The sequence below is a fragment of the Streptomyces akebiae genome (genome assembly GCF_019599145.1).
Lineage (GTDB): Bacteria > Actinomycetota > Actinomycetes > Streptomycetales > Streptomycetaceae > Streptomyces > Streptomyces akebiae.
Map to the genome: position 1 here is coordinate 9,233,085 of NZ_CP080647.1, position 26,436 is coordinate 9,259,520.

Sequence of the window (26,436 nt, forward strand, 5' to 3'; positions counted from 1 at the left end):
CGTGCCGGGCAGGTTTCGAGCGACTGTCGTGGAGATCCGTCAGAGGGGCCTAGGGTGGAGACCCATGGCCACCACAACGCCCGAACAGCCGCCCCTCGTCGACCCCGTCGAACTCGTCGCGGATCCCTACGCGGTGTACGCGCGGCTTCGGGAGGCCGGGCCCGTGCACCGGATCGCCGGGACGGACGGGCTTCCGGCCTGGCTGGTCACGCGTTACGACGACGTACGCCAGGCCCTCGCCGATCCCCGGCTCTCCCTCGACAAGCGCAACGCGACGCCGGGTGGCTACCACGGGCTCGCGCTGCCGCCGGCGCTGGACGCGAACCTGCTGAACATGGACCCGCCGGACCACACCCGCATCCGGCGCCTGGTGTCCCGGGCGTTCACCCCGCGCCGCGTCGCCCGGCTGCGCGAACCCATCAGGCGGACCGCCGACGCGTTGCTCGACGCCATCGAACCGCACGGCCGCGCCGACCTGATCGCCTCGTACGCCGCACCCCTGCCGATCGCCGTGATCTGTGACCTGCTCGGCGTGGCCCCGCACGATCGGCACGACTTCCGGTCCTGGACCGACACCCTGATCGCTCCGGACCCGACACGACCGGAACGCGCGAAGGAAGCCGTCCGCGACATGCTGGGCTTCTTCACCCTGCTCATCGCCAGCAAGCGTGCCGAGCCGTCGGACGACCTGCTCTCCGCCCTGATCGCGGTACGCGACGACGAGGACCGGCTGAGCGAGGACGAGCTCATGTCGCTCGCCTTCCTGATCCTGTTCGCGGGGTACGAGAACACCGTCCACCTCATCGGCAACTCCACCCTGGCCCTGCTCCGCCACCCCGGGCAACTGCGTACGCTGCGTGCCGATCCCGGTCGACTGGGCGGCGCGATCGAGGAGTTGGCCCGCTACGACGGCCCCGTGCCCCTGGCCATCCGGCGCTTCCCCGTGGAGGACGTCACCATCGGCGGGGTGGTCGTTCCGGCCGGTGAGACAGTCCTGTTGTCCCTGGCCGCCGCGCACCGTGACCCGCACCGTTTCACCGACCCCGACCGGCTCGACATCGGCCGCGACGCGAGCGGTCATCTCGCTCTCGGTCATGGCATCCACTACTGTCTCGGCGCGCCGCTGGCCCGGATGGAGACCGAGATCGCTCTCGCCGCTCTCCTCGACAGGTTCCCCGGCCTGGCCCTCGACATCGCGCCGGACGAGGTGCGTTGGCGGCCGTCCATGCGGGCCCGTGGCCTGCTCGACCTGCCGGTGCGCTTCTGACGGCGGTGCCGGCCGTCCGCCGCCGCGCGGACGCGGGCGTCCGGCACCCGCGTAGTGCCGTCGCGGCGTGAACCGCGTGAGCACCTACTGGCACGTCGTACTGCCGCCGCTCGGCGCCTGACCGGGCGCCGACACCGACGCTTCGATCCCCGCCCCCGACCGACCCACAGGGTGGTCAGGGGGCGTGGTCGTGCGCCTGTCTCGGATCCAGTCCCAGACGCATTCGAAGAACCAGGGCAGCATCGGCCAGAACGGCTTCGACGGTGTCCTGCAGATGCTCCCGGTCGCCGCGACCGGGCTCGTCGGCCTGCTGCTGACCGCCCGTCGGGTCGACGCGCGCGCCCTCGGCGACGACGCCGCGCGCGGCCTCGGCGTCCCGGTCCGCGCCACCCGGGTGACGTCCCGGGCCAGACTCGGGTTCCTCGCGGTGGCCGTCCTGCTCAGCTCGACCGCCGTCGCCTCCGCCGGCACCATCGGTTTCGTGGGCCTCGTCGCACCGCACGCGGCGCGGGCCCTGGGGGGCCGACGCCACGCACGGGTGGTCCCGGTCGCCGTCCTCCTCGGGGCCGCGCTCGTCTGCACGGCGGACCTCCTCGGCCGCACGGTGATCGCCCCCGCCCAGCTGGGAGCCGGCATGATGACCGCCGTGATCGGCACGCCGTACTTCCTCCACCTGCTGATACGGAGCCGGCGGTAGCCGCGAGGCCGTCGCCCGGAGCCGCGGGCAGGCCCGCCCCTGACGTGCTTAATCGATCGCGGTGACGGATCCCGCCGGGCACAATCGGCGGATGCCGACCACCGCGGAGCAACTGCTGTCCGCCCTCGAACCGTTGCCGTTCTCCGCACGTCTCACCCTGACGGCACGGACCGCCCGCGGGTTCGCGGACGAGGGGACGCTCGCCCCGCTCCTGACCGACCTCGACGGACGCGGGCCCTACGAACGGCGGCTCGCGGCGCTGGCGGCCCTCGTCGGACAGGACGTGGACTTCCTCGCGGCGCGGCTGGCCGATCCGGACCCGGTGGTCGCCGGGTACGCGCGGCGAGCCGCACGCGACCTGCCCGTAGCGGACCGGGCGGTCGAGGCGGCCTACGACGACGCACCGGCCGTGCTGCGGCAGCGGCTGGCCCGTCTGCTCGCCGCCGGAGGCCGCACCGCACTCGCCGAGCGGATGGTGGTGCGGCTGCGCGCCGAGTGGGGCGACGCCGACGCCGCCCGGCTGCTGCCGGCCTGCTCCACCCCGTTCGTGGCACGGGAGTTGCCCGGACTCGCCCACGCCGTCGACGGCTGGACCCGGCTCGCGTCCCGGCATCCCGACCCGGTGCTCGACCACGCCGAGCGGACCCTCGCCGACCGGGCGGGCGGGCAGCAGCGGGACGACTGGTGGCGGCTGCACGCCACCATGGTCACGGCGCTCGCGCCCCTGCGGCCCGAAAGGGTGCTGACCCTGCTGGAGCGGCACGGCCCCGGCAGCCTGCCGCCCGCGCTGAGCCGCGGACTCGCCCCCCTGGCCACCGCCGACGTCGAGCGCGTCATCCGCTGGATCACCTCCCCCGACCGCGAGCGACAGCGCCACGAGGCGGTGCCGCCCCCCGGAGTGCTGCGCGCGCTCCTGCGGGCCGAGCCCGCGTCACTGACCGCGCTGGGCCGTCACTGGCTCAATCGCGGCCCGCACTTCACCGCCCTGGTCGCAGCCATGGCACCCGGCCGACGCCCCGCGTTCGTGGACGCGGTCGGCGGCGGCACCGGCGCGGACCCCGCCCCGACCGTTCTCGATCTGCTGCCGCGCGAGCGCCGCTGGGCGGAAGTGCGGCGCGCGGCCGCCGCGTTCGACGGCACCGACTACTGGTGGGACGACCTGGACATCCTCGCCCACGGCCCGCTCGACGGGGCCCGCTCCGCGCTGCTGGCCGCGATCGGACGGTCCGACGCCGACGACCGGGCCGCCGCCTGGCCGCTGTACGTGGCCTGCGCCGCCCGGGACGGCGGCCGTGCGGCGATCACCGAGGTGCTGACGACGGCGGGGCTGCGGCTGCGCAACGAGCGGGACCCCGTCCGCGCGGCGGCGCTCGGCGCGCTCGCCGCAGCGCACCCGCGCGTCTTCGCCCCGGACGACGTTCCGCTGCTCGACGCGGTCGCCACCGGCGCCCTGGAGGCACGGGACACCTCGTCCGACACCCTGACAGCACTGCGCACGCTGGCCGTGCGCCTGCTCGTCGAACACGCCACGAACGGCGAGGCGGCCGGGGACGGCGAGGTGGCCGGGGACGGCGAGGTGGGTCTGCGGGAGTGGGCCCTGCGTGCGCTGGCGCGCATCACGGACCGGGTCGGGGTGCCCGACCTCGGTCCGCTCCGTCGTGAGCTGCGCATGGGGCAGGAGCACCAGGTCCTCGACGTTCTGCGCCCCTGGCTCGACGCCGCGGCCGGGCGGGCCGACTTCCGGCTGCTGCTGGGACTGGCCGCCGCACTGGGACCGCGCGCCCGGCGCCTGTCCGAACTCCAGGACCGGCTGGCCACGGCCGTGGAACGCGGCGACGACGAGACCGTCGAGGCGGCGGCCCGGCTGTGGCTGGCCGCACCGGCCACCCGCGACGAACGGGCCGCCCGCATCGTCGCCCGCGAACCGTCGGCGGTCGTCCTCCCTCCCGTACGACACGTGCTGTCCCGGCGGCGTACGGACCTGCTGGACACCCTGCTGGCCGAAACCCCGCCCCACGGACGCTTCCTGGCGGACGGCGCCCGGCGCCCACTGCCGGACCTCGGCGACAGCGACCGCTGGCTGCCGCGCCAGCAACGGGCGGCGGTCCGGCTGGCCGGAGAGGCGATCGCCGACCGTACGCTCCCGCTCGACGAGCGGGCCGCCCTGATCAGGGCCGCCGCCCCGGTGCCCGAGTTCGGGCGGGCCCTGGCGCTCGCGCACACGGACGACCCGGACGTGGTCGTCGCCGAGGCCGCGCTCGGCGCACTGCCCCGGACCGACCGGCCCCACGACGCCCTGCCGACGCTGCTGGACCAGGCCGACGGCGACCGGGCCAGGGTCGCCGTGTACGCGGCGGCACGCGCCGCCCGCTTCACCGCACCGTCCCGACTCGCCCACGCCCTGGGCCCGTTGCTCACCGGGGAGCGGTCCGCGAAGGTCACCTCCCGCAAGGAGGCCGTACGGCTCGCCGCCCGCTTCCTGCCGCCCAGGCGCGCGGCCCCCCTGTTGGCGCGCGCCTTCCACGCCCCCGACCGCCACCCGGACGTGCGGGCCGCCGTCGTCCGCGCCCTGCCCCCGCTGCTCGGCGAGCCGGAGGCCCGGACCCTGATCGAGGAAGCGGCACGCGACGACACCGGCCCCGTCCACGAAGCCCTGCTGGCCGTCACCCCCTGGGAGTTGGCCGAGACGCACCGCCGCGCGTACGCCGCCCTCGTCCTCGCGGCGTACGACACGTCCCTCGCGCTCGCGGAGGGCTTCACCGGCCACGCCGTGCTGCGTGCGATGGGGGTGTGGTCCCGGTACTCGCCCGAAATCGCCCACCGCGTCTCCCGGACGGTCACCGACCTCGACGACAGGACGCGCTGGAGCTTCGCCGCATGGGCCCTGCGTGATCTGGCCGTCTCCGAACTGCCGCACCCCGTGGGCGGTGCCGCACCCGGCAGCGCGTTCCACAGCGCGGTCGCCGATCTGCTGGCGGCGACACGCACGCCGGAGGGCGGCTGCGACGCGCAGGAGAGCCGGGACGTACCTGCGCTGCAGAGGCTGCGGCACCTGACGTCGTTCACCTACGTCGCGGGCGTCCGCACCGAGTTGCTGGAGGCGGTCGCCGGACAACTCGCGGGCGAACGACTGCTCGCGCCCGAACGCGTCGAGCTGTTGGGTCAGTTGGTCGAGCTCGCCGTGGAACCGGCCGTACTGCTCGGACGGCTGCGGGATCTCGCGGCCGCGTTCGAGGGCATCGGGGTGAGCGTCGCGGTACAGACCTCCGACAGGCTGCGGATGGCCACGGCGCATCGCGCTCCGCAGTGCGCCGAGACGCTGCTGACCGCCGCCGGCGGTTTCGCCCGCGACGGTGGCACCGCGACCGGCCTCCTGGCCGTCGGCCTGGTGAGGGGGAGAGGCCTGTCCCTCGGCTGGAGCGAGGAATGGCGCTCCCTGCTGCGTCTGCTGCGGCGCCATGCCGACCCCGATGTGCGCCACCAGGCGTACCGGACCACGACGCACAGCGAATGACGCCCCCGGACGGTCGGTGCCGCGCCGACGAGGACGGCTCCTGGCATCTCACCGACGATGTCGACGACTTCCTTGCCCGAGCCGGACACTTCCTGCGCTCACGCCCCGCCCCGCACACCCTGCACCTGACGGTCACCGAGACACTGCGTGCGTCCGGGGCGAACGCCTACGGCGCAGGGGCTCCGGTCCTCGGTTGGTCGGAGCGGGCGGGGGAGGTCCGTGCCACTTTCTTCCGCACCCCGCCCCACCGGCTGAACCTCACCCCGCTCACGCCCGAAGAGGCCGACACCCTCGCCGCCCGTCTGGCCGGCCTCGGCCACCGCCTCCCCGGCGTCAGCGCGGACCACGACACCGCCTCCGCCTTCGCCCGGGCGTGGCACCGGCTCACCCGGGCGGTGCCGACACTGTGCGCGCGTCAGCGTCTGTACCGCCTCGGCACCCTCACCCCACCACGGCCTCTCCCTCCCGGGCGGAGCCGGGTGGCCGGCCCGCAGGACCGCGAGCAACTCGTCCGCTGGTACCACGAGTTCGCCGCAGCCGTCGGACAGCCGCGCTCCGACGCCGCCGCCGCGCGCTTCGCCGCAGGCCGCGTCACCGTCTGGGAGACCCCGGACGGCGTTCCCGTCTCCCTGGCCGGCGTGACCCCGATGATCGCCGGCCAGGTGCGGGTGGCGACCGTCTACACCCCGGCCCAGCTGCGCGGCCGCGGATACGCGGGTGCCGTGACCGCCGAGGCGAGCCGTGCCGCGTCGGCCGCCGGCGCGCGGCAGGTCCTGCTCTTCACCGACCTCGACAACGCCACGAGCAACGCGCTCTACGTGCGCCTCGGTTATCTCCCGGTCACCGACTTCGCCGTGTACGACTTCTCGCCGGTGCCGCCCTGACGGGAGCCCTCTGGGTGAGAGGCCCGATGCCCGGGGGTGTCCTACGGCCGGCCCGGTCCTCTCCGGCCCGGACCGGACCGCTCCGTGACGCTCGGCAACGGCAGGCCACCCATTGCGCTTTGGCCCTCGTCCCGGGGGTGCGGGTCGGTGAAACTGGCGGCCGGATGTCGTCGACGAGGGAGTTGTGATGCGGGTAGCGGTGGTCACCTTCGACGGGTTCAACGAGCTGGACAGCTTCATCGCCTCCGCACTGATCAACCGGTGCCGCAAGGGCGGCCTGGAGGCCTTCATCACGACGCCGACGCCCGTGGTGACGTCGATGAACGGCGTCGAGGTGACCGGACAGCGCCCCATGGAATTCGTGAGCGAGGCCGAGGTCGTGCTCGTCGGCAGCGGGGTGCAGACGCGTGACGTGGTCGCCGACGACCGGCTGTTCGCGAGGCTGCCGCTCGACCCCGCGCGCCAGTTGATCGGCGCGCAGTGCTCCGGCGCGCTGGTGCTCGCCCGGCTGGGCTTGCTGGACTCCGTGCCGGCCTGCACGGACGTGAAGAGCCGGCCCTTCGTGGAGGCCCTTGGCGTCACCGTGCTGGACACACCGTTCCACGCGGAGGGGAACATCGCCACGGCCGGTGGCTGCCTGGCCTCCCAGTACCTCGCCACCTGGGTGATCACCCGCACTCTCGGGGAGGACGCCGCCCGCGGAGTCCTCGACTACGTGGCCCCGGTCGGCGAGAACCGGCAGACCGTCGAGCGCGGCCTGGCCGCCGTCCGCGCGGGCGAGGCGGCGCTGCGCTGAGGCGGCGGGTGGCCCGAAAGGGAGCGGGGCCGTCGAGGGCCACAGGCACAGGCACAGGCACAGACCTTGGAGCTCCAAGCCGCGGAGCAGCACAGCCCCTCGGCTTCAGCGAGCCCCCGGCCGGTCCCGAAACCCCGGAGCCGCTGGCCTCTCCCGGAGCCGCGAGGTCAGGGAGTGCGGAGGCCGCGCCCGACTGTGGCCGAAGGACGCCGCGGTGCCCGGGTTGCGCCAGCCGCCCGAACCCAGTGCCGCAAGGTCTCGGGGTTGATGCCCAGGGCGGAGGCAAGCTGCCGGATCGCCGCCTCGGGCCGCGGCTGGTACTGCGCGACCGCGTCCGCCTTGCACTGCGTTCACGGCGGAGGCTGCCCGTCAGGGACGTGGGACTTTCTCGCCGTGCACGGCTGTGTACTCTGCTGCGAGCCAGGGGCCGAGGTCGTTGATGAGTATCCCGAGCACCGCCGGGTCGGGTGAGGGTGCGCGGCCAAGGGACGCGGCGACACGCATCTGCTCGACGCGCTCGGGGTAATAGCGGCCGAAGAGTTCGGCGGACTGGTCGAGGTCGCTGGTCCAGCCGCCCCATCGGGGCATGATCAAAGTGAATCCTGTGCGGACGATACGACGGCCGACAAGACGGCTGAGGGTCCGGTGATCGGCCTCCGTGGTGGCTTCGGCTGCTTTGGCACGCCAGTGTGGAAGCACGCGGGCGAGGTCACCGTTGGTCTCCCGCGCGAGTAGGGCTGTGGGGCGATAAAGGGGCAGTTGTTCTGCGAGGTCAGGGCCCAGCAACGGGGTGCAGAGGCAGGCGATGAAGAATCCGCCATCGTGACGTTCGATGTCGCTGAGCAGGACCCGCGTGCTGGTCAGCAGGATCCCGACGCCATCGATCTGCGGGAACGCACGGTCGAGTAAGGCCTCGATCGCTTTGGCGTCAGCACGGTCGGTTTCGGTGGGCTCGTCGTGGAGGGCGAGCTGAAGGTCGAGATCGGAGACTCCGGGGGTGGCGGTGCCACGGGGGATGCTGCCGTAGAGGTAGGCGCTGTGCAGGCGCGTTCCGCCGAACGTCTCGGTGATATGAGCGCGGGCGGCATCGACGACGGGAACGAACGCTGCCGACACTCGGTCCAGTGCGCCTTCGCGCGCGATCGTTCCGTCGCGGTCCAGCCCTCGTTCCTTCACGGGGCCACTGTGCCTTGTGCCGCTGTTGCTGCCGAACGGTTTTCCAGGCGGTGTGGCGTCCGCGAATCGCACCGCCCAGCATCCGCCAGCGGCCGGTGCAGCACCGGCCCGCCAGGATCGATGGACGCGACCTCGCCGTCCTCGTTCGTTCCCCAACCCGCGGGGCGCTGCGGCGGCGGGATGTGCGCGGTCCCGCGCGAGGTCGAGCCTCGCAGTCGAACACCGCTGTAACCCTCCGCGACCGCTCCCCAAGGTCTGTGCCAGGAACGAGATTTGACGTCACTGGCCGGCGGCAGAAGACGGGCGGGACGCGTGTTCGTCGCCGGCGAAGACGGTCGTGGCCCACGGCTGCCGCTGCCAGGGTGTGCTCATGCATACGACACCGGATGGACGGCCGATCCCACCCGCCCATGCTGACGAGCGGGCCATGCTGGAAGCATGGCTGGACTTTCACCGTGCGACTCTCGCCCTGAAGTGTTCGGGCCTGGAGGATGATCAGTTACGGCTTGCTGCTGCGTCACCGTCGCCGATGACGCTGCTCGGTCTCGTTCAGCACATGGCCGAGGTGGAGCGCAACTGGTTCCAGCGTGTGTTCGCAGGTCTGACCGTGTCGCCGGTCTTCGGAGAGGGCAACCTTGACGGCTTTGCCCTTGAGCCGGAACGAGGACTCGACGAGGCGACGGCTGCCTGGCAAGCGGAGACCGCCCGAGGTCGTGAGCTGATCGCTGACGCGTCGTTGGACGACACCGGCCGCTTGTCCGAGCAGGAGGCGAGTCACGTCGGCGATCAGGGAATCTCCCTACGCTGGATCATGGTGCACATGATCGAGGAATACGCACGTCACAACGGTCATGCCGATCTCATCCGCGAGCAGGTCGACGGAGTCACCGGCGCGTGAGGCGTGCTTGCGACGCGGACAGAGGACCGCGCAAGCACCCCGTGTCGATCTGTCGCCGAAGATGATCGGGCTTGGCCCGGAACGCCCACCCGAACCGGCGGTTCACCGCGGGCTCGATGACCGCGCTGGAGCTGAGGGACGACGAGCTCGGCTCGCAGCCGTTCAGTAGCCACCGGGCGCGAGCGTGCGGTGCGGTGGAACTCGGCGAACATGGCTTGGCAGCCACTGCGGGGTCGTGTGGTGGGTGGAGTACCCGGCCAGGATGCCGACCCTGAGCTATGGCCGTCCGGTGTCCTCCGCGTCGTACCTCCTGCCTCTGGACAGCATGGTCGGCCTGTGAGGGCGGCCGCGCCAGCGGATGTCAGGTTGGAACAAGGTTGCTGGTGGAGGGTTCGTCGGTTATTGGTCCCTGGGAAGTCGCGGTACCGGCGTCGGCGAGGATCTGTGGACGGACGCGGACCCGGCCTGGCACACTCACCCCCTCTGACCTGGTGCTCCATGCCGGGTCCGCATCACCCAGGGGCGGGGCTTTGACAGGGCTCAGACACTCCACGGCGATCGCCGCCACGATCGCGGCCACGCTGCTGCTCACCGCCTGCGGAGGCGCCGAGGCGACAACGCCAGGAGCTCCGGCGACGGCAACCCCGCCGCCCGCGGGGAAGGCGTCGCCAGCCGTTGAGAAGACCATGGAGCAGGTACTGAGCGACCTTCGCTACGCCGCGAAGAACGTCGGAGGAGACCACTTCCGCGTCGTGGAGGACCCACGTGCCGCCGCCGCGAAAGTTCCCCCCTGCATGGCATCCGGCGCCATCCTCACACCCGAGCTTCCCGGCCGTGCTGAACTCACCCTGATCGCCCACCGCCTGCGGACACGGGGGTGGAAGATCGACAGTGCCCTGGAGGTGGAATTCACCGTGCTCTCGTCGGGCAAGTGGGACATCATGCTCGGCGCCGGACCGGTACCGAAGGAGATCGCCGCTCAGGCGGGCGACAGCAAGGGTGGCTTCGGAATCTCGGTCACAGGAGTGTGCGAGAAACCGTCATGAACCGCCCGTCCGCGGCGTTCGAGATGGCCCGTTCCATACCCGCTCGGCGACCCGCGGCGCGCCGAGGTCGGGAGGCACAGCGGCAGGCCCGGCGGTTCCGAGACTCTGGGACCCCGCTACGCGGTTACCCCGAGCCCCCGGTTACCGCGAGCCCCCGGTGTTCCGAAGCCCCGGAGTCGGCCGAGTCAGGGTCGTGATCGCCCGTCAGAGGCCGGTGCGGCTGCCGAGGTCGGCTTGCGGAGCAGGAGGAGGGCCGCGTCGTCGTGCAGGCGGCCGCCCACGTGCTTCAGGAGTTCGGTGTGCAGGGCCGTCAGGGTGTGTGCCGGCTCCTCCGACAGATGGTGTGCCAGCCGCTGTGTGAGCGGGTAGAACTCGCGGTCGCGGTCCCGGGCCTCCGTGACCCCGTCGGTGTAGAGCAGCAGCTGGTCACCGTCGGCGAAGGGCAGCGTCTGGAGCGCGGGGGTCTCGCCCGTGAGGGCACGCAGCCCGAGGGGCGGCGCCGGCAGGGCCGGTTCCACGGGCACCACGTCATCGCCGTGCACCAGCAGCGGCGGCGCGTGTCCGCAGTTGACCAGCTCCAGCCGATCCGGCTCGGGGTGCCCGGCGACCACGGCGGTGACGAAGTCGTCGCAGCGCAGGTTGCGGGCCAGGCTCCGCTCGATCCGGTCGACGACGGCGAGCAGGTCGGGCTCCTCGTACGCCGCCTCGCGGAACACCCCGAGCACCAGAGCGGCGACCCCCACCGCCGGCAGCCCCTTGCCGCGCACATCGCCCACGATCAGCCGCACCCCGTAGGGGGTGGGCACGAGTGCGTACAGATCCCCGCCGATTCGGGCCTCGGCAGCGGCCGCGCTGTACCGGACGGCCACCTGGAACGGGCCGACGACCGCGGGCACCGGCTGGAGAAGGGCGTGCTGGGCGGCCTCGGCGACCGAGCGGACGGCCGCGAGGACCCGTTCGCGTCGCCCCCGCAACGCGGCGGCCAGGCCGCTCGCCAGGGTGACGGCCGCCAGCGCGGACAGCACGGCGGCCAGCGCACCGCCCGGCGCCCCTTCCCGGACGCCGAGCATCGTGCCCAGCACCCCGGCGAGCAGCCCGACGCAGAAAACGCCGCCCGGCCCGCTGGTGGTGGCGGCCAGCGCGGGCCCGGCGGCGAGCAGCGGCAGCCAGGTCAGCCCGGCCCCGCCGAACAGGGCGACGACCACGATGACGGAGACGATCAGCATGGGCAGTACGGGCGTGCCGGAGGCCATCTGGGTGGTGACCCGGCTCCGGGCCTCCGCCCCCGGGGCGGCCGGTCGTTTCCGGGACGGCCCGATCGTTCCGTGGTCGCCACCGAGCTCTCGGGTGTGACTCATGTTTCGCCCGCAGTCCTCACCTGTGCGTGGAGCATGCACTCCGGAATTGTCCGTTTGATCCAGGAAAGAGGATTGGCTAGGGCACCACAAGGAGTCGATTTTCAGATAGTGAGCGACAGGCCCCTGGTCACCCGGCTCGCGGTCGGGAGCAGCCGGGCCCGGACCTCGTCGAGCCGGGAGAGCCGGTCCGCCCGCAGCGACACCCCGAGCGAGCCGAGTGTGTCCCCGCTGTACACGGGCACCGCGACACAGACCGTGCCGAGGGCGTACTCCTCCAGGTCCGTGACGGCCGGCGCGATGGGGGAGGAGTCCAGCCGGCGGAGCAGTTCCGGCGCGTCGGTGATGGTCCTCGGGGTGAGGTCGGCCAGGTGGTGCCGGGAGAGGTAGTCCTTGCGGGACTCCTCGTCCAGTTCGCGCAGCACCGACTTGCCCAGCGCGGTGGCGTGCCCGGCGTCCTCGAACCCCACCCAGAGGTCCACCCGGGGCGCTCGGGTGCTGTCCACGATCTCGGCGACCCGGATCTCACCGTCCTCGTAGAAAGTGAGGTACGCGGCGCTGGTGAGCTCGTCCCGCAGTGCGGCGAGCGTCGGCCGGACCCGGCTGAGCAGTGCCTGCCCCCGGCCGGTGGCGTGCAGGGCGGTCACCTTGTCGCCCAGCACGAACCCGCCGTCGGCCAGCTTCCGCAGGTAGCCGTCGTGGACCAGGGTCCGTAGCAGGTGGTAGGCGGTGGCCAGGGGCAGCCCGGTCTCCCGGGCCAGCTGCTTCGCCGGCGCGCCGTTCTCGTGGGCGCTCACCGCCTCCAGCAGGCGGAAGGCCCGCTGCACGGAGGTGATGAGTGTGGGGCCGGGGCCTTCTTGCGCAGCCATACGACCAGCGTGCGCCGGGCGCGCGGCCCGGGCAAGCTCCGCCCGCGGACGGGCAGACGGCTCCGGGCCGACCGCTCCCGGCAAACGGCTCCGGGCCGACGGCTCCCGGCCGACGGCTCCAAGCCCACTGATCCAAGCCCACCGATCCAAGCCCACCGATCCAAGCCCACTGATCCAAACCCACCGCCACGCGCCCGCCGCCGGTTCCGCCCGCCCGCGCCGGATGATCACTTCCACCCGTACGCGTAGGCCGCCACCCAGGTGATGTCGAGCTGGGCGCTGCTGCCCGGGGCCGCGCCCGGCCCCTCCAGGGCGCTCTCGTTCTGCAGCACCCACGACAGCGGCCGGTCCGGCACGTTCCTCGTGTCGTGACCCACCTGCCGCCCGTCCACGAAGAACCGCACGTGGCCGGGCGTCCACTCCGTCGACACGGTGTGCCACCGCGTCCAGTCGTCGCTCCCCGGGAAGTAGCCCTGCTCACCGCCACCGCAGGGATGGTGGAAGGCGGTGAGGTCGCCGGTCCACTCACCCTCGGGATGGTCCATCTCGCAGCCCCCGCCGTAGTGCAGCCAGGCAGACTTGTAGCCCGGGGCGAGCTTCGTCACCTTGATACGGGCGCTGTACTTGCCGTACTTCATCTGCATGACCGCACGGGGTACCACCGCGGCAGCGTGCACCGGGCCCCCGTCGGCGGGCCGCCACATCCGGATGAACATGCGGCCGTCGCCGTTCTCCGCAGGGCCCACGCTCACGGTGTCCTCCGGGTGGTAGACACCCACGACGTCCCGGCCCCTGTCGTTGGCCGTGTCGCGCCAACCCGTCGGGTACGCCCACCAGTTGTCGCGGTACGCGCCGCGCAGGCCCCCGCAGTGCGCGGCGGAGGTGTCGACCCGGTGCTCGCAGTCGCTGAATCCGCCGAGCGGCACCCGGTCGCCGTCGAAGTCCTCCGCGAGGACCTGCCAGAACGGCCCGCAGTCGCCCCGGGGCAGTTCGGTGCCCGCGACACGGCAGGCGTCGGCCGACACCGGCGCTCCCTCGGCACGGGGAACGCCGACGAGCGCCACCAGCAGCATGAGACCCAGGGAGGGTCCGAGTGCGCGTCCACGACGTTTCGGTGCCGCGTGCGAACCCATCGGAAAGCCCCTTTCGACCCGGTGCGGGATACGTGGTGCGAGGGGGCATCGTCACCGCGCGACCGCTCCGGCGCCATCCCCGGAACGGGTCGCCTACCGGACGGCCGCGCTCCGCCGCCGCCGAGGTGAATCGGCGGTTTCCGGTACTCGGACCGCGGAGCAGGACTCGACACGTCCGGGACGTCGGACCTGAGGAGGTGCGGAATGCGACTGAGGGAGACACGTCGTGGTGGTGACGAGAGCGTCCAGCGGGATCGGCAGGGCCACGACCGAGGCCTTCGCGCGCAAGGGGTGTGCCGTGGTGCAGGCCGCCCGCCGTGAGGAGGTGCTGGAGGCGACCGCTCGGGAGTGCGAGAGGCACCATGGGGCGCGAGAGGCACCATGGGGCGCGGACGCTCGTCGTGCCGACCGACATGACGGACGCCAAGGCGGTCGAGGACCTGGCGGGGCGCGCCGTGGGGGAGTCGGCCGGATGGACGTCTGGGTCGACAAGGCGGCCGTCTACGCCTTCGGTCCCGTCAGGCGGGCGCGGACCAGGGGGTCGGCGGTACGTCGGCGACGATCTGGCAGCCAGGTGTACCCCTTGACGAGGGCCGCGAGCGAACTGTCGACCAGTGGGGTGCGCGGACTCTGATTCATGCCGACCCGACTGCCCGCCCGGGTCGGCCGGTAACGCGGGGAGCGCGGGCACCGCACGGATGGCCGAGGCGCGCGCCCGGCCGACGCGACGAGGGGGGCGGTCGCGGTAGGGAGCCGTACGGGTCGCGGTACAGAGCCGTGCAGAGGTGTCACACCCCGCGGAACTCGGTACTCCGCACGGAGACACGAACCGGCCGACCCTCCCGGAGGCGATCATGAGCGACGAGAACATGGCGGACGACGCCTACCAGCCCACCGGTGGCGGCGAGGAGCAGGAGGACGCCGCTCCCCTGGATCTCCAGGACGCCATCGACGAACGTACGTACGACGACATGCTGGACGAGGGCTATTCGCCGCCGGAGAGGCCGCTGGGTGTCACCAAGAGCGGCACCACGGCGGCGGAGCAGCACGAGGGCGAGAGCCTGGACGCCAGACTGCGTCAGGAAGAGCCCGACGTGCAGGTCCCGGCCGGGGACGGCATCGGCGACCTCCCGGGAGGGGAGGGCGAACCCCTGGATCCGGAGGCCGGATCGGACCGCGCCGGCCGCCTCGTCGCACCCGACGAGGGCGCCCGGACGGACACCACCAAGGAACTCGTCGCCGAGGACGAGGGCATCGACGGCGGAGCGGCCGGAGCCGAGGAGGCGGCGATGCACGTCGTCCCCGACGACCGGCTGCCCCTGGCGGACCCGCCGCAGGACTGAACGGCCGCACGGCTCCGGCCCGCGACCGCGCCGGAGCCGACGTCTTCACCGCCGTGCCGCGCGGGGCCTTGCGCGCTCTCGGGGCGACCGGGGCGTACCTGGAGCATGAGAGTGTCGGCCCGGCTCCGCGCGGCTGATCGGTGGATCGCCCGGCGGCCGGCGGCCTGGGACCCCGTCCGTGTGGGCAAGCCGCTGTGGGCGGTGGAGGAGACCGCCGGGAGCGCCAAGCCGTGGTGCGCGGCGGCCGTGGTGATGGTCTGGTGGGGCGGCGGGCGCGGTCGGCGCCGGCGGCGATGACGTCGGCGCAGGTCGGCTCCAACGCCGTCGGCAAGCAGCTGATCGACCGGCGCCGGCCGCCGAAGGGGTGGTTCCCGCACGCCGCCGAGTCGAGGACCGTCCCGCGTCCTCGTCCTTCCCGTCCGGCCACACACCGCCGGGGCACCGCCGGGGCGGTCGCCTTCACGGCCGTGGTCCGGCCTTCCTGGCCCGCGGCCGGCGCCGCGTGTGCGGTCCCCACCGTGCTCGTGGCCGTCGATCGGGTGCGGAGCGGAGCCCACTTCCCGAGCGATGTCGCCGCCGACGCCGTGATCGGCCTGGCCGGTGCTGGACCGCCCGCCGCCTCCCGCGCCTGCCCCTCCTCGTCGTCCGCCGTCTGCCCCGAGCACGCCGCCGTCTGCCCCGAGCACGCCGCCGTCCGCCCCGAGCACGCCGCCGTCTGCCCTGACCACGCCCGGGTCGGTGCCCCGCGCGGTGGCCGGGGACGTCGGCGGCCTACTCGGCGATGTGGCGCTGGAGCCAGTCCGCGGCGGTCCGGCGGAAGATCCTTCGGCTGTCCGCGCGCAGGAAGTCGTGGCCCTCGTCGCGGAGCAGCAGCAGTTCGGCCCGCAGACCCCGCTCCCGGGCCGCGCGGACGAACTGCTCCGACTCGCCGAGCGGCACATTGGTGTCGTGCTCGCCGTGGACCGTGAGGACCGGTACGCGCAGGGCGTCCACGCGGGTCATCGGGGACAGCGCGTGCAGCAGCTCACGGTCGTGTTCCGGGTGGCCGTACTTGTGCGCGGCCGACTCCGCGATCCACGGCTCGGTACCGGCGTAGAAGGTCGTGAAGTCGGACATGCCGCAGGCCGCTACGCCGGTGCGGAAGAGGTCCGGGTGCCACACGAGGGAGGCCATCACCAGGTAGCCGCCGTAGGAGCGCCCCATGACGGCCAGCCGCCGTGGATCGGCGAGACCGGCGACGACGACATGGGCCGCGCAGGCGGCGACGTCCTCGATCGCGGCGAACCGGCCCGTACCGAGGTCGGCGTCGACGAACGACCGGCCGTGCCCCGACGAGCCGCGCACGTCCGGCGCGAAGACATCGAGCCCCCGGCCCAGCAGCTCGTGGTAGAGCGGGTTGAACACCGGGCGTTCCTGCTCCTCGGGCCCGCCGTGCAGATGGATCACACAGGGTGCGGGTTCCCCGGCGCCCCGGTCCGGAGCCCGGTAGTACCAGCCGCTCAGCGGCAGCCCGTCCCGTGCGACGGGCCGCAGCGGCACGGGACGCACGGGCGGCCGGCCGGGCGGGACGGCGTCCTCGTCCCGGGACGACCACGCGGTGCGCCGCGCCGCGCCCTCGGGGAACCACCACACCCCGGGGCGGCGCTGCGAGCCGGACAGGGCCAGCACCAGTCCCGCGCGGCCGTCGACCTGCGGGATACGCGTCACCACCTCGTGCGGCAGCGACACCCTCCGCGACGGCCCCACCCGGGCCTGCCCGGCGGACGTCGGCGACACGGAGGTGACCTCCAGCTCGGTGGCGCCGCGCACGTTCCAGGCCAGGGCCGCGGTGTACCCGTCGTGTCCGAGCGCCAGCAGCTCCAGTCCGCAGTCCCCGCGCTCGGCGGCGACGGTCAGACCCGGCGACTCGCCCTCGGCGTCCAGGCGGACGGCGAACAGCGCGGCGAACTCGCGTGCCGCGTCGCTGCGCAGCCACAGCGTCGCGCCGTCCGGGGAGAACCGGCCGATCCACGGGTCGCCGTCGGCGACGTGCAGGGCGAAGGTGGTCCGCAGGTCGCCGGTCCGTACGACGAGGGCCTCGCGACGGCCGCGCGGCCCCCGGCGCAGGAGTGCCAGCCGCCCGTCCCTGCTGATGTCGCACACGCGCAGGGTCGCGGCGCCGCGTTCGACCGCCAGCAGGGTGGGGGCCGCCACGCCCAGGGGGTCCACGAGATAGGCGGCCAGTCCTCCGCCCGACGTCCGCTCCCGGGCCGACGCGCCGCCGTCCCTCTCGTGGACGCCGGGCATTCCCGCGCCGTGGGGCTGAGGGATCTCCGTGTCGCGGCCGGACCCGGCACCGGCGTCGCCGTGGTGCGGGCCGCCCAGCAGCACGGCCCGGCCGTCGCGGGTGGCCCAGCCCGCCGGCCGGGGGACGGTGTAGGTGCCCGGGTCGGCGAGGCCGGGACCCGTGGGAGCGGCCCCCTCCTCGCCGTCGGCCCCGCCCGGTGTGAGGACCGGCTCGGCGACGGTGACGGCGACGGCCCTGCCGTCGTGCTGCCAGCAGCCCAGGTAGGCGGAGCTGCCCGGTTCGGCACCGGCGAGGATGCGCCGTCCGGTCCCGTCGGGCCGTACGCACAGCACCCTGGTGTGCTCGCCTCCGCCCGGGGCGGTGGTGTAGGCGATCCAGCGGCCGTCGGGCGACCAGGCCACCTCCTTGACCGGGTGGGGATCGGAGTCCAGCAGATGGACCTCGTCCCCTCCGACCGGCCCGGTCCACAGCTGGGGCACCCCGCCCCGGTCGCAGATGAACGCGACGTACCTGCCGCTGGGATCCACCGACGGGTACCAGCAGCCGTGCGACCGCAACGGCTGTGGTGTGTCCAGCGGCGCGGCGGTGTCGGGCAGCGGGACCTGCGCCGGAGCCGTGGCGGCCGTCGGCGGCGGGACGCCGGCCGTGCGGGCGTGGCCGCCGGCCCCCGGCACCCCGGCGGCGGGCCCGTGCTCCTCGGGGCGCCACGGCATCCCGTCGACGAGGTCCTCGCCGACGGGGGAGGGGCGGGGGGAGCCCGTGAGGGGGTGTTCCCCTGTCACCTGATTCCGTGCGTTTGCAGCCATATCTCCAGCAAAGCCATCTGCCACAGCTCGTTCGCCCCACGCCTGGCGCGGTGCTCGTCCGGGGCCGCCAGCAGCCTTTCCACGTAGGCGTCCTGGAACACGCCGCGTGACCTGGCCTCCGGCGCGGACAGCGCCTCACGGACCCGCCCCAGCACGGGGCCCGCCATGTGCTTGACGGCGGGGACTGGGAAGTATCCCTTCGGCCGGTCGACGACCTCGGCGGGCAGGACCCGGCGGCCCGCGGCCTTGAGGACCCCCTTGCCGCCGTCGGCGAGCTTCAGCTCCGGCGGGCAGACGGCGGCCAGCTCCACGAGCTCGTGGTCGAGGAACGGGACCCGGGCCTCCAGGCCCCAGTCCATGGTCATGTTGTCGACGCGTTTGACCGGGTCGTCGACGAGCATCACCTCGGCGTCGAGCCGGAGCGTCGCGTCGAGCGCGGTCTCGGCGCCCGGGCGTGCCATGTGCTCCCGCACGAAGCGGTCGGACACGTCGTGCTCGGGCAGTACGTGCGGTTGCAGCATCGCGGTGAGGTCGGTGTGCGACCGGTCGAAGTAGGTCTCGGCGTACGCCTCGGCGGCCCGCTCCCTCGGGGCCGCGGCGATGTCCGGGTACCAGTGGTAGCCGGCGAAGACCTCGTCGGCACCCTGGCCGCTCTGCACGACCTTCACCTCCTTCGCGACCTGTTCCGCGAGCAGGTGGAAGGCCACCACGTCGTGGCTGACCATCGGTTCGCTCATCGCCTCGATCGCCCCGTCCAGGGCCGTCGACACCCGGTCCGAGGGCACCATCAGCTGGTGGTGGTCGGTGCCGAAACGCCGCGCGACCAGGTCCGAGTAGGGGAACTCGTCGCCCTCCTCGCCGCCCTCGGACTCGAAGCCCACGCTGAACGTCGCGAGATCGCGCTGCCCCTCCTCGGCCAGCAGCGCCACGATCAGGCTGGAGTCGAGGCCGCCCGACAGCAGGACGCCCACGGGCACGTCGGCGACCATGCGCCGGCGTACGGCGGTGCGCAGCGCGTCGAGCACCGCGTCCCGCCAGTCGTCCGCGTCCATCCCCGCGTCCTCGGGCCGGCGGGTGTACGACGGCTGCCAGTAGCGGATGTCGCGATGGCTGCCGTCGGGCTCCACCACCCGCACGGTGGCCGCCGGGAGCTTGCGCACGCCCGCGAGCACGGTGTGCGGTGCGGCCACCGTGGCGTGCCAGCTCAGGTACTGGTGCAGCGCGACCGGGTCGAGCGAGGTGTCGACGCCGCCGCCCGCCAGGAGCGCGGGCAGCGAGGAGGCGAACCGCAGCCGTCCCGGCGCGTGGGCCAGGTACAGCGGCTTGATGCCCAGCCGGTCACGGGCCAGTACCAGGCGTCCCGTGGCCTGCTCGACGATGGCGAAGGCGAACATGCCGTAGAAGTGGTCGACGCAGGAGGTGCCCCACTGCTGGTAGGCCTTGAGCACCACCTCGGTGTCGGAGCCGGAGAAGAAGCGGTGGCCGAGGCCGCGCAGCTCCGCACGCAACTCCTTGTAGTTGTAGATGCAGCCGTTGAAGACACCCGCGATCCGGCCCGCGGGGTCCGTCATCGGCTGGGCCCCGCACTCGGACAAGTCGATGATCTTCAGCCTGCGGTGCCCGAGGGCGACGGCGTTCTGCGACCACAGGCCTCTGCCGTCCGGGCCCCGGGGAGCAAGTCGGTCGGTCATGCGCTCGACGGCGGCCAGGTCCGGCCGCCCGCCGTCGAAGCGGATCTCTCCGCAGAGACCGCACATCAGACAGCACCTCCTCGCAGGGGGTGTCCGTCGGACGGGCCCGGAGGCGAAGCCTCGGTCGAGCACGAGCCGGTGCGTTCGCGGTGCGTCTCCGTCTTGCTGCTGGGCATGCGAGCCACTCCTTGATCACGGTGGCACCGGCACCACGGGGCGGACGACGGATTCTGCGTCGTGGGTCTCCGCGCCGTGACCTGTGGCGGTGGGCGAGAGCCGGTGCCTGCCTCCCGCACCACCGCGTGGGTGTTCAGCCGCCCACGGACTCCACCGAGTAGGCCGCGGTGGTCCCCGTGGGTCCGGCCCCGCCGGCGGCGGCCACGGGCCGGCGGACGGCTCCGGGGCCGATGCCCCGTCCGTACTCGCCGCGGGTCTCGGCGACGGCGGCCCTGACGCAGGCGAGCATGCCCTCCTGCTCGGCGACCCCGCGCAGCCGGTGTGCCGCGCTGCCCCGGGCCAGCGCCTCCTCGGTGAGCGTGCGGACGGTGTCCCAGTCGCCGAGGGCCTCCAGGACGGGGCGCAGCCTTCGGATCATGGTCTGCAGAACCTCGCGGGCGGGCGCGGCGACGCGGGTGGCCGGGTCGACCAGGGAGCCCTCCAGGCCCGCCTGCGCGGCCCGCCAGACCGCGGCCCTCAGCCACTCGTGCCTGCCGTCGCAGCCCGTGCCGGGCTGCCCCAGGCCGGCCTTGGCGTCCTCGACGAGGGCGCGGAACAGGCCGGCTATGAGGACGACCGTCTCGGCGCGCGGGCAGGCGTCGCAGATGCGCAGCTCCAGAGTCGGCTGGTGTTCGCTCGGCCGCAGGTCGTAGTAGACCATCCCCGGGTCCTTGATCACGCCCGAGCGGATCAGGTCCTCGACCGCCGCGTCGTAGTCGGCGGCCCCGGCGAAGCAGCCGACCGGTCCCGCGGTGGGCCAGCGCTGCCACAGCATCGTGCGCCAGCTCGCGTAGCCCGTGTCCGAGCCGAGCCAGAACGGCGAGCTGGCGGACAGGGCCAGCAGCGGGGGCAGCCAGGGCGAGACACCGCACATGATCCGGACGGCCGTGTCCCGATCCGGCACGTCGACGTGGACCTGCGCGCTGCACACGAGCTGTTCGTCGGCGACCTTGCGGTACTCGTCGACCAGGGACCGGTAACGGAAATCGGGCGTGGCGTCACCGGGCGTCACCCGTGCGAACGGTACGGTACCGGCCGCGACCACGGCCAGGCCGAGTCCGGTGGCCGCCTCGTCCAGCCGCCGCCGTGCCCCGCGCAGATCGGCGTGCAGGGAGTCGAGCGTGGAGTGGACGGGGCTGTTCCACTCCACCGCCGAGCGCTGGAGCTCGGCCTTGAACTCGGGTCCGGGCAGTCGACCGAGGACCGCGCCGGCCCCGGGGACCAGCCGCCCGTTCTCCGCGTCCAGAACATGAAACTCTTCCTCTACGCCTACACGAACGGTCACGGCTTCTCCCTCATCCGTACCCGAAGATCGTCCGCCGGGCCTGAGCCCTTCGACGACCGCTGCGTGGTGCGAGTTCCCGACAAACGCACAAATAGTCCCATCTCTGCACTTCTGCCGCCAATGCGCCCCGTGTGAGCGGTGTCGAGCCGGTCGCGGCGCCGGATGTGGCGGGTGATGTCGAGGGCGGCACTCCCCGATCGACGTGAGAGTGAAGGCAGAACAACCCAGGACTTCAGGAGTACCCCACCGTGACCGTGACCGTGACTGCGGATTTGGCCATCTCCCTCGACGGGTACGTCGCCGGCACCGGCGTCTCCCTCGACAACCCGGGAGGCGACGGCGCCGAGCCGCTCTTCGAGTGGATCCACAACCTGGCGAGCTGGCGCGAGCGCCAGGGCATGGCCGGCGGCGAGGAGAACCGGGACTCCGAACTGATGCGGGAGTGGTTCGACGCCACCGGGGCGGTGATCATGGGCCGGACGATGTACGACACGGGTGAGGAGTTCTGGGGCGACAACCCGCCCTTCCGCACCCCCGTCTTCGTGCTGACCCACCGTCCGAGGCCCACCCTGGTCAAGGAGGGCGGCACCACCTTCACCTTCGTCACCGACGGGGTCCACAGCGCCCTCGACCGGGCGAGGGCCGCCGCCGGGAGCCGCGACGTCGACATCGCGGGCGGGGCCGACACGGTGCGCCAGTACCTGCGGGAAGGGCTCGTCGACGAGCTGCAACTGCATGTCGTGCCCGTGCTCCTCGGGGCGGGGCTGCGGCTCTTCGACGACCCGGACGCGGGGCGGCACGACCTCGAAACGGTCAGGGTGGTCCACACCCCGCTCGCCACGCACCTGAAGTACCGCTTCGTGCGGTGATGGCCACGTACTCCCGCCGCAAGGGCCGTACCAAGGCTCTCAGGGGCGTGTGACGGGGATCACTCGGGAGGGAAAACCCGGCGCGCGGGCCCCGCGTCTAGGGGGTGTGAGATCAGTCAGGAAGGCAGCGGGCGAGCCGGACGAGGAGCGCCTCGTCCGGCTCGTGGCCAGGGGCGACCGCGCGGCGTTCGACGAGCTGTACCGGCGCACCGCGCCGTGGCTGGTGGTGCGGTTGCGGCGCCGCTGCGCCGACGAGCAGATCGTCGCCGAGGTCATGCAGGAGACATACCTGGCGGTGTGGCGCGCGGCGGGCGCGTTCGCCGGCGCCGCCGTCGGGGGGAGCGCCGTCGGCTGGCTGTGGACCATCGCAGCCCGCCGTCTCGTCGACGCGTTCCGGCGCAGGGCCCACCACGCGGAACCCCCGCCCGCGGCCGCCGCGCACCCCGTGGCGCCCGCCGCCGAGGACGAGGCCCTCGCGGCGACCGTCGGCGGCGACGTCGGGGACGCGCTGCGCCGCCTCGCGCCCGAACTCAGAGCGGTACTGCAGGCCATGGTGCTCGACGGACTGACCGTCCGGGAGACCTCGGTCCTGCTCGGCGTGCCCGAGGGCACGGTCAAGACCCGTGCCCGCCGGGCCCGGACCGAGATGCGGAAGGCCCTGGCATGAGCGTGGAACACGCGTCGACACGGCTCATCGACGGATACGCGCGCGGCGACACGGACCTCGCCGCCGACGAGGTGTGGGCCCTGGAGGCCCATCTGGAGGCCTGCCGGAGCTGCCGGGACCGGCTGTCGGCCGCCGTCACGGTGACCGCGCCCGCCGTGACCGCCCTGGTCGGCACCGTCTGGGCCGACCTCGAACCCCGGCTCGCCGCCATCCCCACCATGCCCCGCCGCCGACGGCTGCGGTCCCGGCTGTCGACGTGGCTGACGCCCACGACGGTGCCGTGGCTGGCCATGATCATGAGCGTGACCCTGCTCGCCCTGCTGTTCGACATCGGAGACCCCGGCGCCGGACACGGCTCCGGCGAGGTGTCGCTGGTGCTGCTGCTCTCCCCCGTCCTGCCCGTCCTCGGCGTCGCGGCCTCGTGGTCACGCGGCCTGGACCCGGCGTACGAGCTGACGGCCTCCGTGCCCAGGGCCGGGCTCCAACTGGTGCTGCGGCGCACCGTGGCCGTGCTCGTCCTCGTCGTGCCCACGCTGTTCGTCGGCGGATGGGTGACGGGGGTGACGGCCGCCCAGTGGCTCTTGCCCTGCCTGGCGTTCACCTCGACGACCCTGGCGCTCGGCGGCGTCGTCGGCGTGACCCGCGCCGCCCTCGCGCTGGTCGCGGTGTGGGCCGCCGTGGTCGCGGCGCCGACCCTGGCCACCGGCCGCGTACCCCTCGCCCTCCGGACGGACGGCCTCCCCGTGTGGGGGCTGATCCTCACGCTCGGCATCGGTGTCGTGATCGCCCGCAGGGGCGCCTACTCCGTGCTGGGAGCCCATCGATGACCAACGGGAAGGAACCACACGTGATGTCCGCGCTGACCGCGGCCGACCTCGCGCCGACGCCCTACGCCTGGGAGATCCGGGCCACGGGGCTGAAGGTGAGGGCCGGTCGGAAACGGATGGCCGTCGACGGGCTCGACCTGTCGCTCGGCACCGGCGTGCACGGCCTGCTCGGACCCAACGGGGCCGGCAAGACCACCCTCATCCGGGCGCTGGCCACCGTGCTGCGCCCCGCCGAGGGCACCCTGGAACTGCTCGGCGAGTCCGCCGGAGGCCTCGGCGAACACCGGGCGCTGCGCCGCCGCATCGGCTATCTGCCGCAGGAGTTCGGCTACTACAAGCGGTTCACGGTGCGCGAGTTCGTCGAGTACATGGCGTGGCTGAAGGAGGTACCGAAGGCGGACGTCCCCGCCGCGGTGCAGCGGGCGATCGAGCGGGTCGGCCTCGCCGACCGCGCCGACGAGCGGATGAAAGCACTGTCGGGCGGCATGGTGCGGCGCGTCGGGATCGCCCAGGCCCTCGTCAACGACCCGGCGATCCTGCTCCTCGACGAGCCGACGGCCGGCCTGGACCCGGCCCAACGGCTCCGCTTCCGCGAGCTGTTGCAGGAACTCGGCACGGACACCTGTGTGGTCGTCTCGACGCATCTGGTGGAGGACGTCGCCGCCGCCTGCACCGACGTGGTGCTGTTCGCCGAGGGCCGGCTGGTCTTCCAGGGCACCCCGGACGAGCTGGCCGCCGCGGGCGGACCCGAGCACGTGGGCGACAGCCCGCTGGAGCGCGGCTACTCGGCGCTGCTGCTCGACCCCCGGCAGGAAAGGGGCACCTGGTGAACGGCCGTGTCCTGCGGATCGAGCTGAGACGTTCCGTCGCCCCCTGGGCAGGCATCGTGTCCCTCTGCGTCGCCCTGGCGTTCCTGTACCTGGTGAGCGGACCGTGGTGGAAGGGCGCCGCGCTGTGGACGAGCCAGTGGACGTCCATGGCCCTGTGGACCCGGTTCCTGATGGCCGTCCTGTGGCCGCTCGCGCTGGCGCTCGGCGCCCTCCAGGGGCTGCGCGACCACCGGTCGCGCATGTCCGAGCTGCTGACGAGCACACCACGACCGGCCCGGCACCGCGCCGCCACGACCGCGGGCGCGACGGCGATCACGCTGACCTCGGCCTTCGTGCTCATCGTCCTCCTGGGCGCGGTCCAGGTGAGCGGCACCACCGAGTACACGCACCTCGGCTGGCTGCCGATCTCGCTGGTCGCCGTGCTCGCGCTCGTCGCGGGGGCTCTGCTGGGCATGGGGATCGGACGCAGCCTCCCCTCCCCGCTGACGCCGCCCGCGCTGGCCGTGGCCGCCTTCGTCTTCGTCAACCTGTTGCGGATGTCGACGGAGTCGGCGGTGCCCACGGCCATGTGGGGGCCGAGCCGGGTCGCGCTGCTGTCACCGGTGGTGGACGAGGTGCGCGACGTGTTCCTGACCCTCTCCGCCCCCGTGCACGTGGGCCAGACGGTCTGGCTGCTCGGTATGGCCGTGACCGGCTTCGCCCTGCTGGCCGTCTCGACGCCGCGCGCCCGGCTGCTCGCCCTCGCACCCGTCCTGGCGGGCGCGGTGATCGCCCTGCTCGTCCTGCCCGCCGACCCGCGCGGGGTGTACGTCGTCGACGAGGCCGCCGCGGCCCAGGTGTGTGACGGACCGGTGTGCGTGGCGGCCGTCCACCAGGACCGGCTGGCCGACCTCGCGGACCCCGGGAAGGAGGCGTTGCGTCTCCTGCGGGGCGTCCTCGGCGGCGAGGCACCGACAACCGTCCGGGAGAGCACCGCGCGACGGGGGATCTTCGACGCGCCGGAGCGGTCGCGCAGGGCCGTGCTCGTCGACTTCGGCGACGGCGTGATCGCCGACGCGAAGGGCGAGCAGCTGACGCGGGCCCTCCTCGGGCAGGGCATGGCGCCGGTCTGCTTCGCCCGCAGCGCCAACGAGAGCGGCACCATGGGCGAACTCGCCGCGCAGGGCGTCGTCGCGGGCTGGGTCCTCGGGGACCTGCGGCCGTTCACCGGCGCCATGCACGCGCCGAGCGACCAACTCGCCACGGCCCGCCCGGTGTTCACGGAACTCAAGTCCCTGCCGTGGTCCGAGCAGATCGCCCGCGTGAAGGACGCGCACACCGCCGCGGTCTCCTGCTCGGGCGACCCGCTCGACATCCTGGACGGCGGTACGGCCCGATGAGATGGCTGACCCTGTACGCGCGCTCCCGGCAGGTGCCCGCGTCGCTCGCCGCCGTGGTCATCGGCGCGGCCGCGGTGTGGGCGCTGGTCGCCCGGGACGGCGGCGGGGGACCGGCCGATCCGAGGACGCCCGTGTTCGTCCTCGTCGCAGGGGTGACGGCCGCCTCGATCGGGCTCGGCGGGCAGGACCTCGCGCTGGACCGCACGGCCGCGATCCGCTGGCGGCCCCGCAGGGCGGCCCACGTGCTGCTCATCGGCACGGTCGTCGCCCTCGTGCTCCTCGCGGTACGGGCGACGGGCACCGACCTGGCCGCCACCGCGTTCATCGTCCGTGACAGCGCGGGGCTGACGGGGCTCGTCGCCCTCGGAGCGGTGGTGTGCGGGGCACCGTACGCGTGGACCCCGGCGGTCGCCTGGCTGTCGTTCTCGGCCTTCGCCCCGCCGCCGACGAACGTGCCGATGGAGGTCGCGACCTGGATGCTGCTGCCGCCCGGTACGCCGGCGGCCACCTGGACCGCCCTGGCCCTCGCCGTCACCGGCATCACGGTGTACGCCCTGGCGGGCCCGAGACGGTAGCCGCCGCGGGTGGCGGCCAGAGCGCC

The 26,436-nt window shown here is 73.5% G+C and carries 22 protein-coding genes and 5 pseudogenes; 17 read left to right on the forward strand and 10 right to left on the reverse strand.

All coding sequences use genetic code 11. The features are described 5' to 3' along the window. The first annotated feature begins 64 nt into the window (after positions 1–64). The 5 genes and pseudogenes from K1J60_RS40090 to K1J60_RS40110 all read left to right on the forward strand — a co-directional run bounded on the left by K1J60_RS40090 (position 65) and on the right by K1J60_RS40110 (position 7,158). On the forward strand, positions 65–1,267 hold the full coding sequence (locus K1J60_RS40090; RefSeq protein ID WP_220650501.1) for a cytochrome P450 family protein: 1,203 nt from the start codon (positions 65–67) through the stop codon (positions 1,265–1,267). Positions 1,268–1,502: 235 nt separating this feature from the next. Continuing rightward, a pseudogene (locus tag K1J60_RS40095) lies at positions 1,503–1,964 on the forward strand (FecCD family ABC transporter permease); the annotation flags it as partial. Positions 1,965–2,055: 91 nt separating this feature from the next. Beyond that, positions 2,056–5,478 carry a hypothetical protein gene (locus K1J60_RS40100; RefSeq protein WP_220650502.1) on the forward strand — a complete coding sequence of 1,141 codons (3,423 nt, stop codon included), beginning with the start codon at positions 2,056–2,058 and terminating at the stop codon, positions 5,476–5,478. Beyond that, a complete protein-coding gene (locus K1J60_RS40105; protein WP_220650503.1) occupies positions 5,475–6,362 on the forward strand; it encodes a GNAT family N-acetyltransferase in 888 nt (295 codons plus the stop codon). The genes K1J60_RS40100 and K1J60_RS40105 overlap by 4 nt, the downstream gene beginning before the upstream one ends. A gap of 187 nt (positions 6,363–6,549) precedes the next feature. Further along, a complete protein-coding gene (locus K1J60_RS40110; RefSeq protein WP_220650504.1) occupies positions 6,550–7,158 on the forward strand; it encodes a DJ-1/PfpI family protein in 609 nt (202 codons plus the stop codon). Positions 7,159–7,325: 167 nt separating this feature from the next. On the opposite strand, the pseudogene K1J60_RS47295 reads toward K1J60_RS40110, so the two are convergent. Both K1J60_RS47295 and K1J60_RS40120 read right to left on the reverse strand, forming a co-directional pair. Further along, positions 7,326–7,493, reverse strand: a pseudogene (locus K1J60_RS47295) (transposase); the annotation flags it as partial. A gap of 34 nt (positions 7,494–7,527) precedes the next feature. Continuing rightward, positions 7,528–8,334 (reverse strand): nucleotidyltransferase domain-containing protein, encoded by an 807-nt coding sequence (locus K1J60_RS40120; RefSeq protein ID WP_220650505.1) that lies wholly within the window; start codon positions 8,332–8,334, stop codon positions 7,528–7,530. A 370-nt stretch (positions 8,335–8,704) separates the two neighbouring features. Between K1J60_RS40120 and K1J60_RS40125 the strand changes: the two genes are divergently transcribed. Further along, positions 8,705–9,232: a DinB family protein gene (locus K1J60_RS40125; protein WP_220650506.1), complete on the forward strand. Its 528-nt coding sequence runs from the start codon at positions 8,705–8,707 to the stop codon at positions 9,230–9,232. A 165-nt stretch (positions 9,233–9,397) separates the two neighbouring features. Here the strand turns inward: K1J60_RS40125 and K1J60_RS46410 are convergent. Then, positions 9,398–9,499: pseudogene (locus K1J60_RS46410) on the reverse strand (SAM-dependent methyltransferase); the annotation flags it as partial. A 263-nt stretch (positions 9,500–9,762) separates the two neighbouring features. On the opposite strand from K1J60_RS46410, the gene K1J60_RS40130 reads away from it, so the two are divergent. Next, entirely contained in the window at positions 9,763–10,278 is a 516-nt protein-coding gene (locus tag K1J60_RS40130; protein ID WP_220650507.1) for a hypothetical protein, read from the forward strand. Positions 10,279–10,463: 185 nt separating this feature from the next. Here the strand turns inward: K1J60_RS40130 and K1J60_RS40135 are convergent, their stop codons facing one another. The 3 genes from K1J60_RS40135 to K1J60_RS40145 all read right to left on the reverse strand — a co-directional run bounded on the left by K1J60_RS40135 (position 10,464) and on the right by K1J60_RS40145 (position 13,575). After that, positions 10,464–11,504 carry a PP2C family protein-serine/threonine phosphatase gene (locus tag K1J60_RS40135; RefSeq protein WP_259408361.1) on the reverse strand — a complete coding sequence of 347 codons (1,041 nt, stop codon included), beginning with the start codon at positions 11,502–11,504 and terminating at the stop codon, positions 10,464–10,466. A gap of 233 nt (positions 11,505–11,737) precedes the next feature. After that, positions 11,738–12,502 carry an IclR family transcriptional regulator gene (locus tag K1J60_RS40140; protein WP_220650509.1) on the reverse strand — a complete coding sequence of 255 codons (765 nt, stop codon included), beginning with the start codon at positions 12,500–12,502 and terminating at the stop codon, positions 11,738–11,740. A gap of 227 nt (positions 12,503–12,729) precedes the next feature. Further along, positions 12,730–13,575, reverse strand: a complete 846-nt coding sequence (locus K1J60_RS40145; RefSeq protein WP_259408121.1) for a glycoside hydrolase family 16 protein — start codon at positions 13,573–13,575, stop codon at positions 12,730–12,732. A gap of 292 nt (positions 13,576–13,867) precedes the next feature. On the opposite strand from K1J60_RS40145, the pseudogene K1J60_RS46415 reads away from it, so the two are divergent. Next, positions 13,868–13,990, forward strand: a pseudogene (locus K1J60_RS46415) (SDR family NAD(P)-dependent oxidoreductase); the annotation flags it as partial. A 146-nt stretch (positions 13,991–14,136) separates the two neighbouring features. On the opposite strand, the gene K1J60_RS40155 reads toward K1J60_RS46415, so the two are convergent. After that, positions 14,137–14,274, reverse strand: coding sequence for a hypothetical protein (locus K1J60_RS40155; RefSeq protein WP_220652008.1), 138 nt, complete (start codon positions 14,272–14,274; stop codon positions 14,137–14,139). A gap of 215 nt (positions 14,275–14,489) precedes the next feature. Here K1J60_RS40155 and K1J60_RS40160 point away from each other — a divergent pair, with 215 nt between their 5' ends. The 3 genes and pseudogenes from K1J60_RS40160 to K1J60_RS47300 form a co-directional block, all read left to right on the forward strand. Then, positions 14,490–14,978 carry a DUF5709 domain-containing protein gene (locus tag K1J60_RS40160; protein ID WP_220650511.1) on the forward strand — a complete coding sequence of 163 codons (489 nt, stop codon included), beginning with the start codon at positions 14,490–14,492 and terminating at the stop codon, positions 14,976–14,978. Positions 14,979–15,089: 111 nt separating this feature from the next. Beyond that, entirely contained in the window at positions 15,090–15,275 is a 186-nt protein-coding gene (locus tag K1J60_RS40165) for a hypothetical protein (protein WP_220650512.1), read from the forward strand. Next, positions 15,272–15,520 (forward strand): annotated as a pseudogene (locus tag K1J60_RS47300) (phosphatase PAP2 family protein); the annotation flags it as partial. The gene K1J60_RS40165 and the pseudogene K1J60_RS47300, both read left to right, overlap by 4 nt. A 229-nt stretch (positions 15,521–15,749) precedes the next feature. Here K1J60_RS47300 and K1J60_RS40170 read toward each other — a convergent pair. The 3 genes from K1J60_RS40170 to K1J60_RS40180 all read right to left on the reverse strand — a co-directional run bounded on the left by K1J60_RS40170 (position 15,750) and on the right by K1J60_RS40180 (position 21,263). Beyond that, positions 15,750–18,071: a S9 family peptidase gene (locus K1J60_RS40170; RefSeq protein ID WP_259408122.1), complete on the reverse strand. Its 2,322-nt coding sequence runs from the start codon at positions 18,069–18,071 to the stop codon at positions 15,750–15,752. Next, the gene (locus K1J60_RS40175; RefSeq protein ID WP_220650513.1) at positions 18,044–19,828 is read right to left on the reverse strand and encodes an N-acetylglutaminylglutamine amidotransferase; all 1,785 of its coding nucleotides are present in this window, start codon (positions 19,826–19,828) and stop codon (positions 18,044–18,046) included. Before K1J60_RS40175 ends, K1J60_RS40170 begins: the two co-directional genes overlap by 28 nt. 244 nt (positions 19,829–20,072) lie before the next feature. Further along, positions 20,073–21,263 (reverse strand): carboxylate-amine ligase, encoded by a 1,191-nt coding sequence (locus K1J60_RS40180; RefSeq protein WP_220650514.1) that lies wholly within the window; start codon positions 21,261–21,263, stop codon positions 20,073–20,075. A 254-nt stretch (positions 21,264–21,517) separates the two neighbouring features. Here K1J60_RS40180 and K1J60_RS40185 point away from each other — a divergent pair, with 254 nt between their 5' ends. The 6 genes from K1J60_RS40185 to K1J60_RS40210 all read left to right on the forward strand — a co-directional run bounded on the left by K1J60_RS40185 (position 21,518) and on the right by K1J60_RS40210 (position 26,410). Then, the gene (locus K1J60_RS40185) at positions 21,518–22,132 is read left to right on the forward strand and encodes a dihydrofolate reductase family protein (protein ID WP_220651918.1); all 615 of its coding nucleotides are present in this window, start codon (positions 21,518–21,520) and stop codon (positions 22,130–22,132) included. A 106-nt stretch (positions 22,133–22,238) separates the two neighbouring features. Beyond that, entirely contained in the window at positions 22,239–22,799 is a 561-nt protein-coding gene (locus tag K1J60_RS40190) for an RNA polymerase sigma factor (protein ID WP_220650515.1), read from the forward strand. Beyond that, positions 22,796–23,626 (forward strand): zf-HC2 domain-containing protein, encoded by an 831-nt coding sequence (locus K1J60_RS40195; protein ID WP_220650516.1) that lies wholly within the window; start codon positions 22,796–22,798, stop codon positions 23,624–23,626. Before K1J60_RS40190 ends, K1J60_RS40195 begins: the two co-directional genes overlap by 4 nt. After that, positions 23,623–24,456 carry an ABC transporter ATP-binding protein gene (locus K1J60_RS40200; protein WP_220650517.1) on the forward strand — a complete coding sequence of 278 codons (834 nt, stop codon included), beginning with the start codon at positions 23,623–23,625 and terminating at the stop codon, positions 24,454–24,456. Before K1J60_RS40195 ends, K1J60_RS40200 begins: the two co-directional genes overlap by 4 nt. Continuing rightward, entirely contained in the window at positions 24,453–25,835 is a 1,383-nt protein-coding gene (locus K1J60_RS40205; protein WP_220650518.1) for a hypothetical protein, read from the forward strand. Before K1J60_RS40200 ends, K1J60_RS40205 begins: the two co-directional genes overlap by 4 nt. Continuing rightward, a complete protein-coding gene (locus K1J60_RS40210) occupies positions 25,832–26,410 on the forward strand; it encodes a hypothetical protein (protein ID WP_220650519.1) in 579 nt (192 codons plus the stop codon). The genes K1J60_RS40205 and K1J60_RS40210 overlap by 4 nt, the downstream gene beginning before the upstream one ends. Positions 26,411–26,436 lie beyond the last annotated feature (26 nt).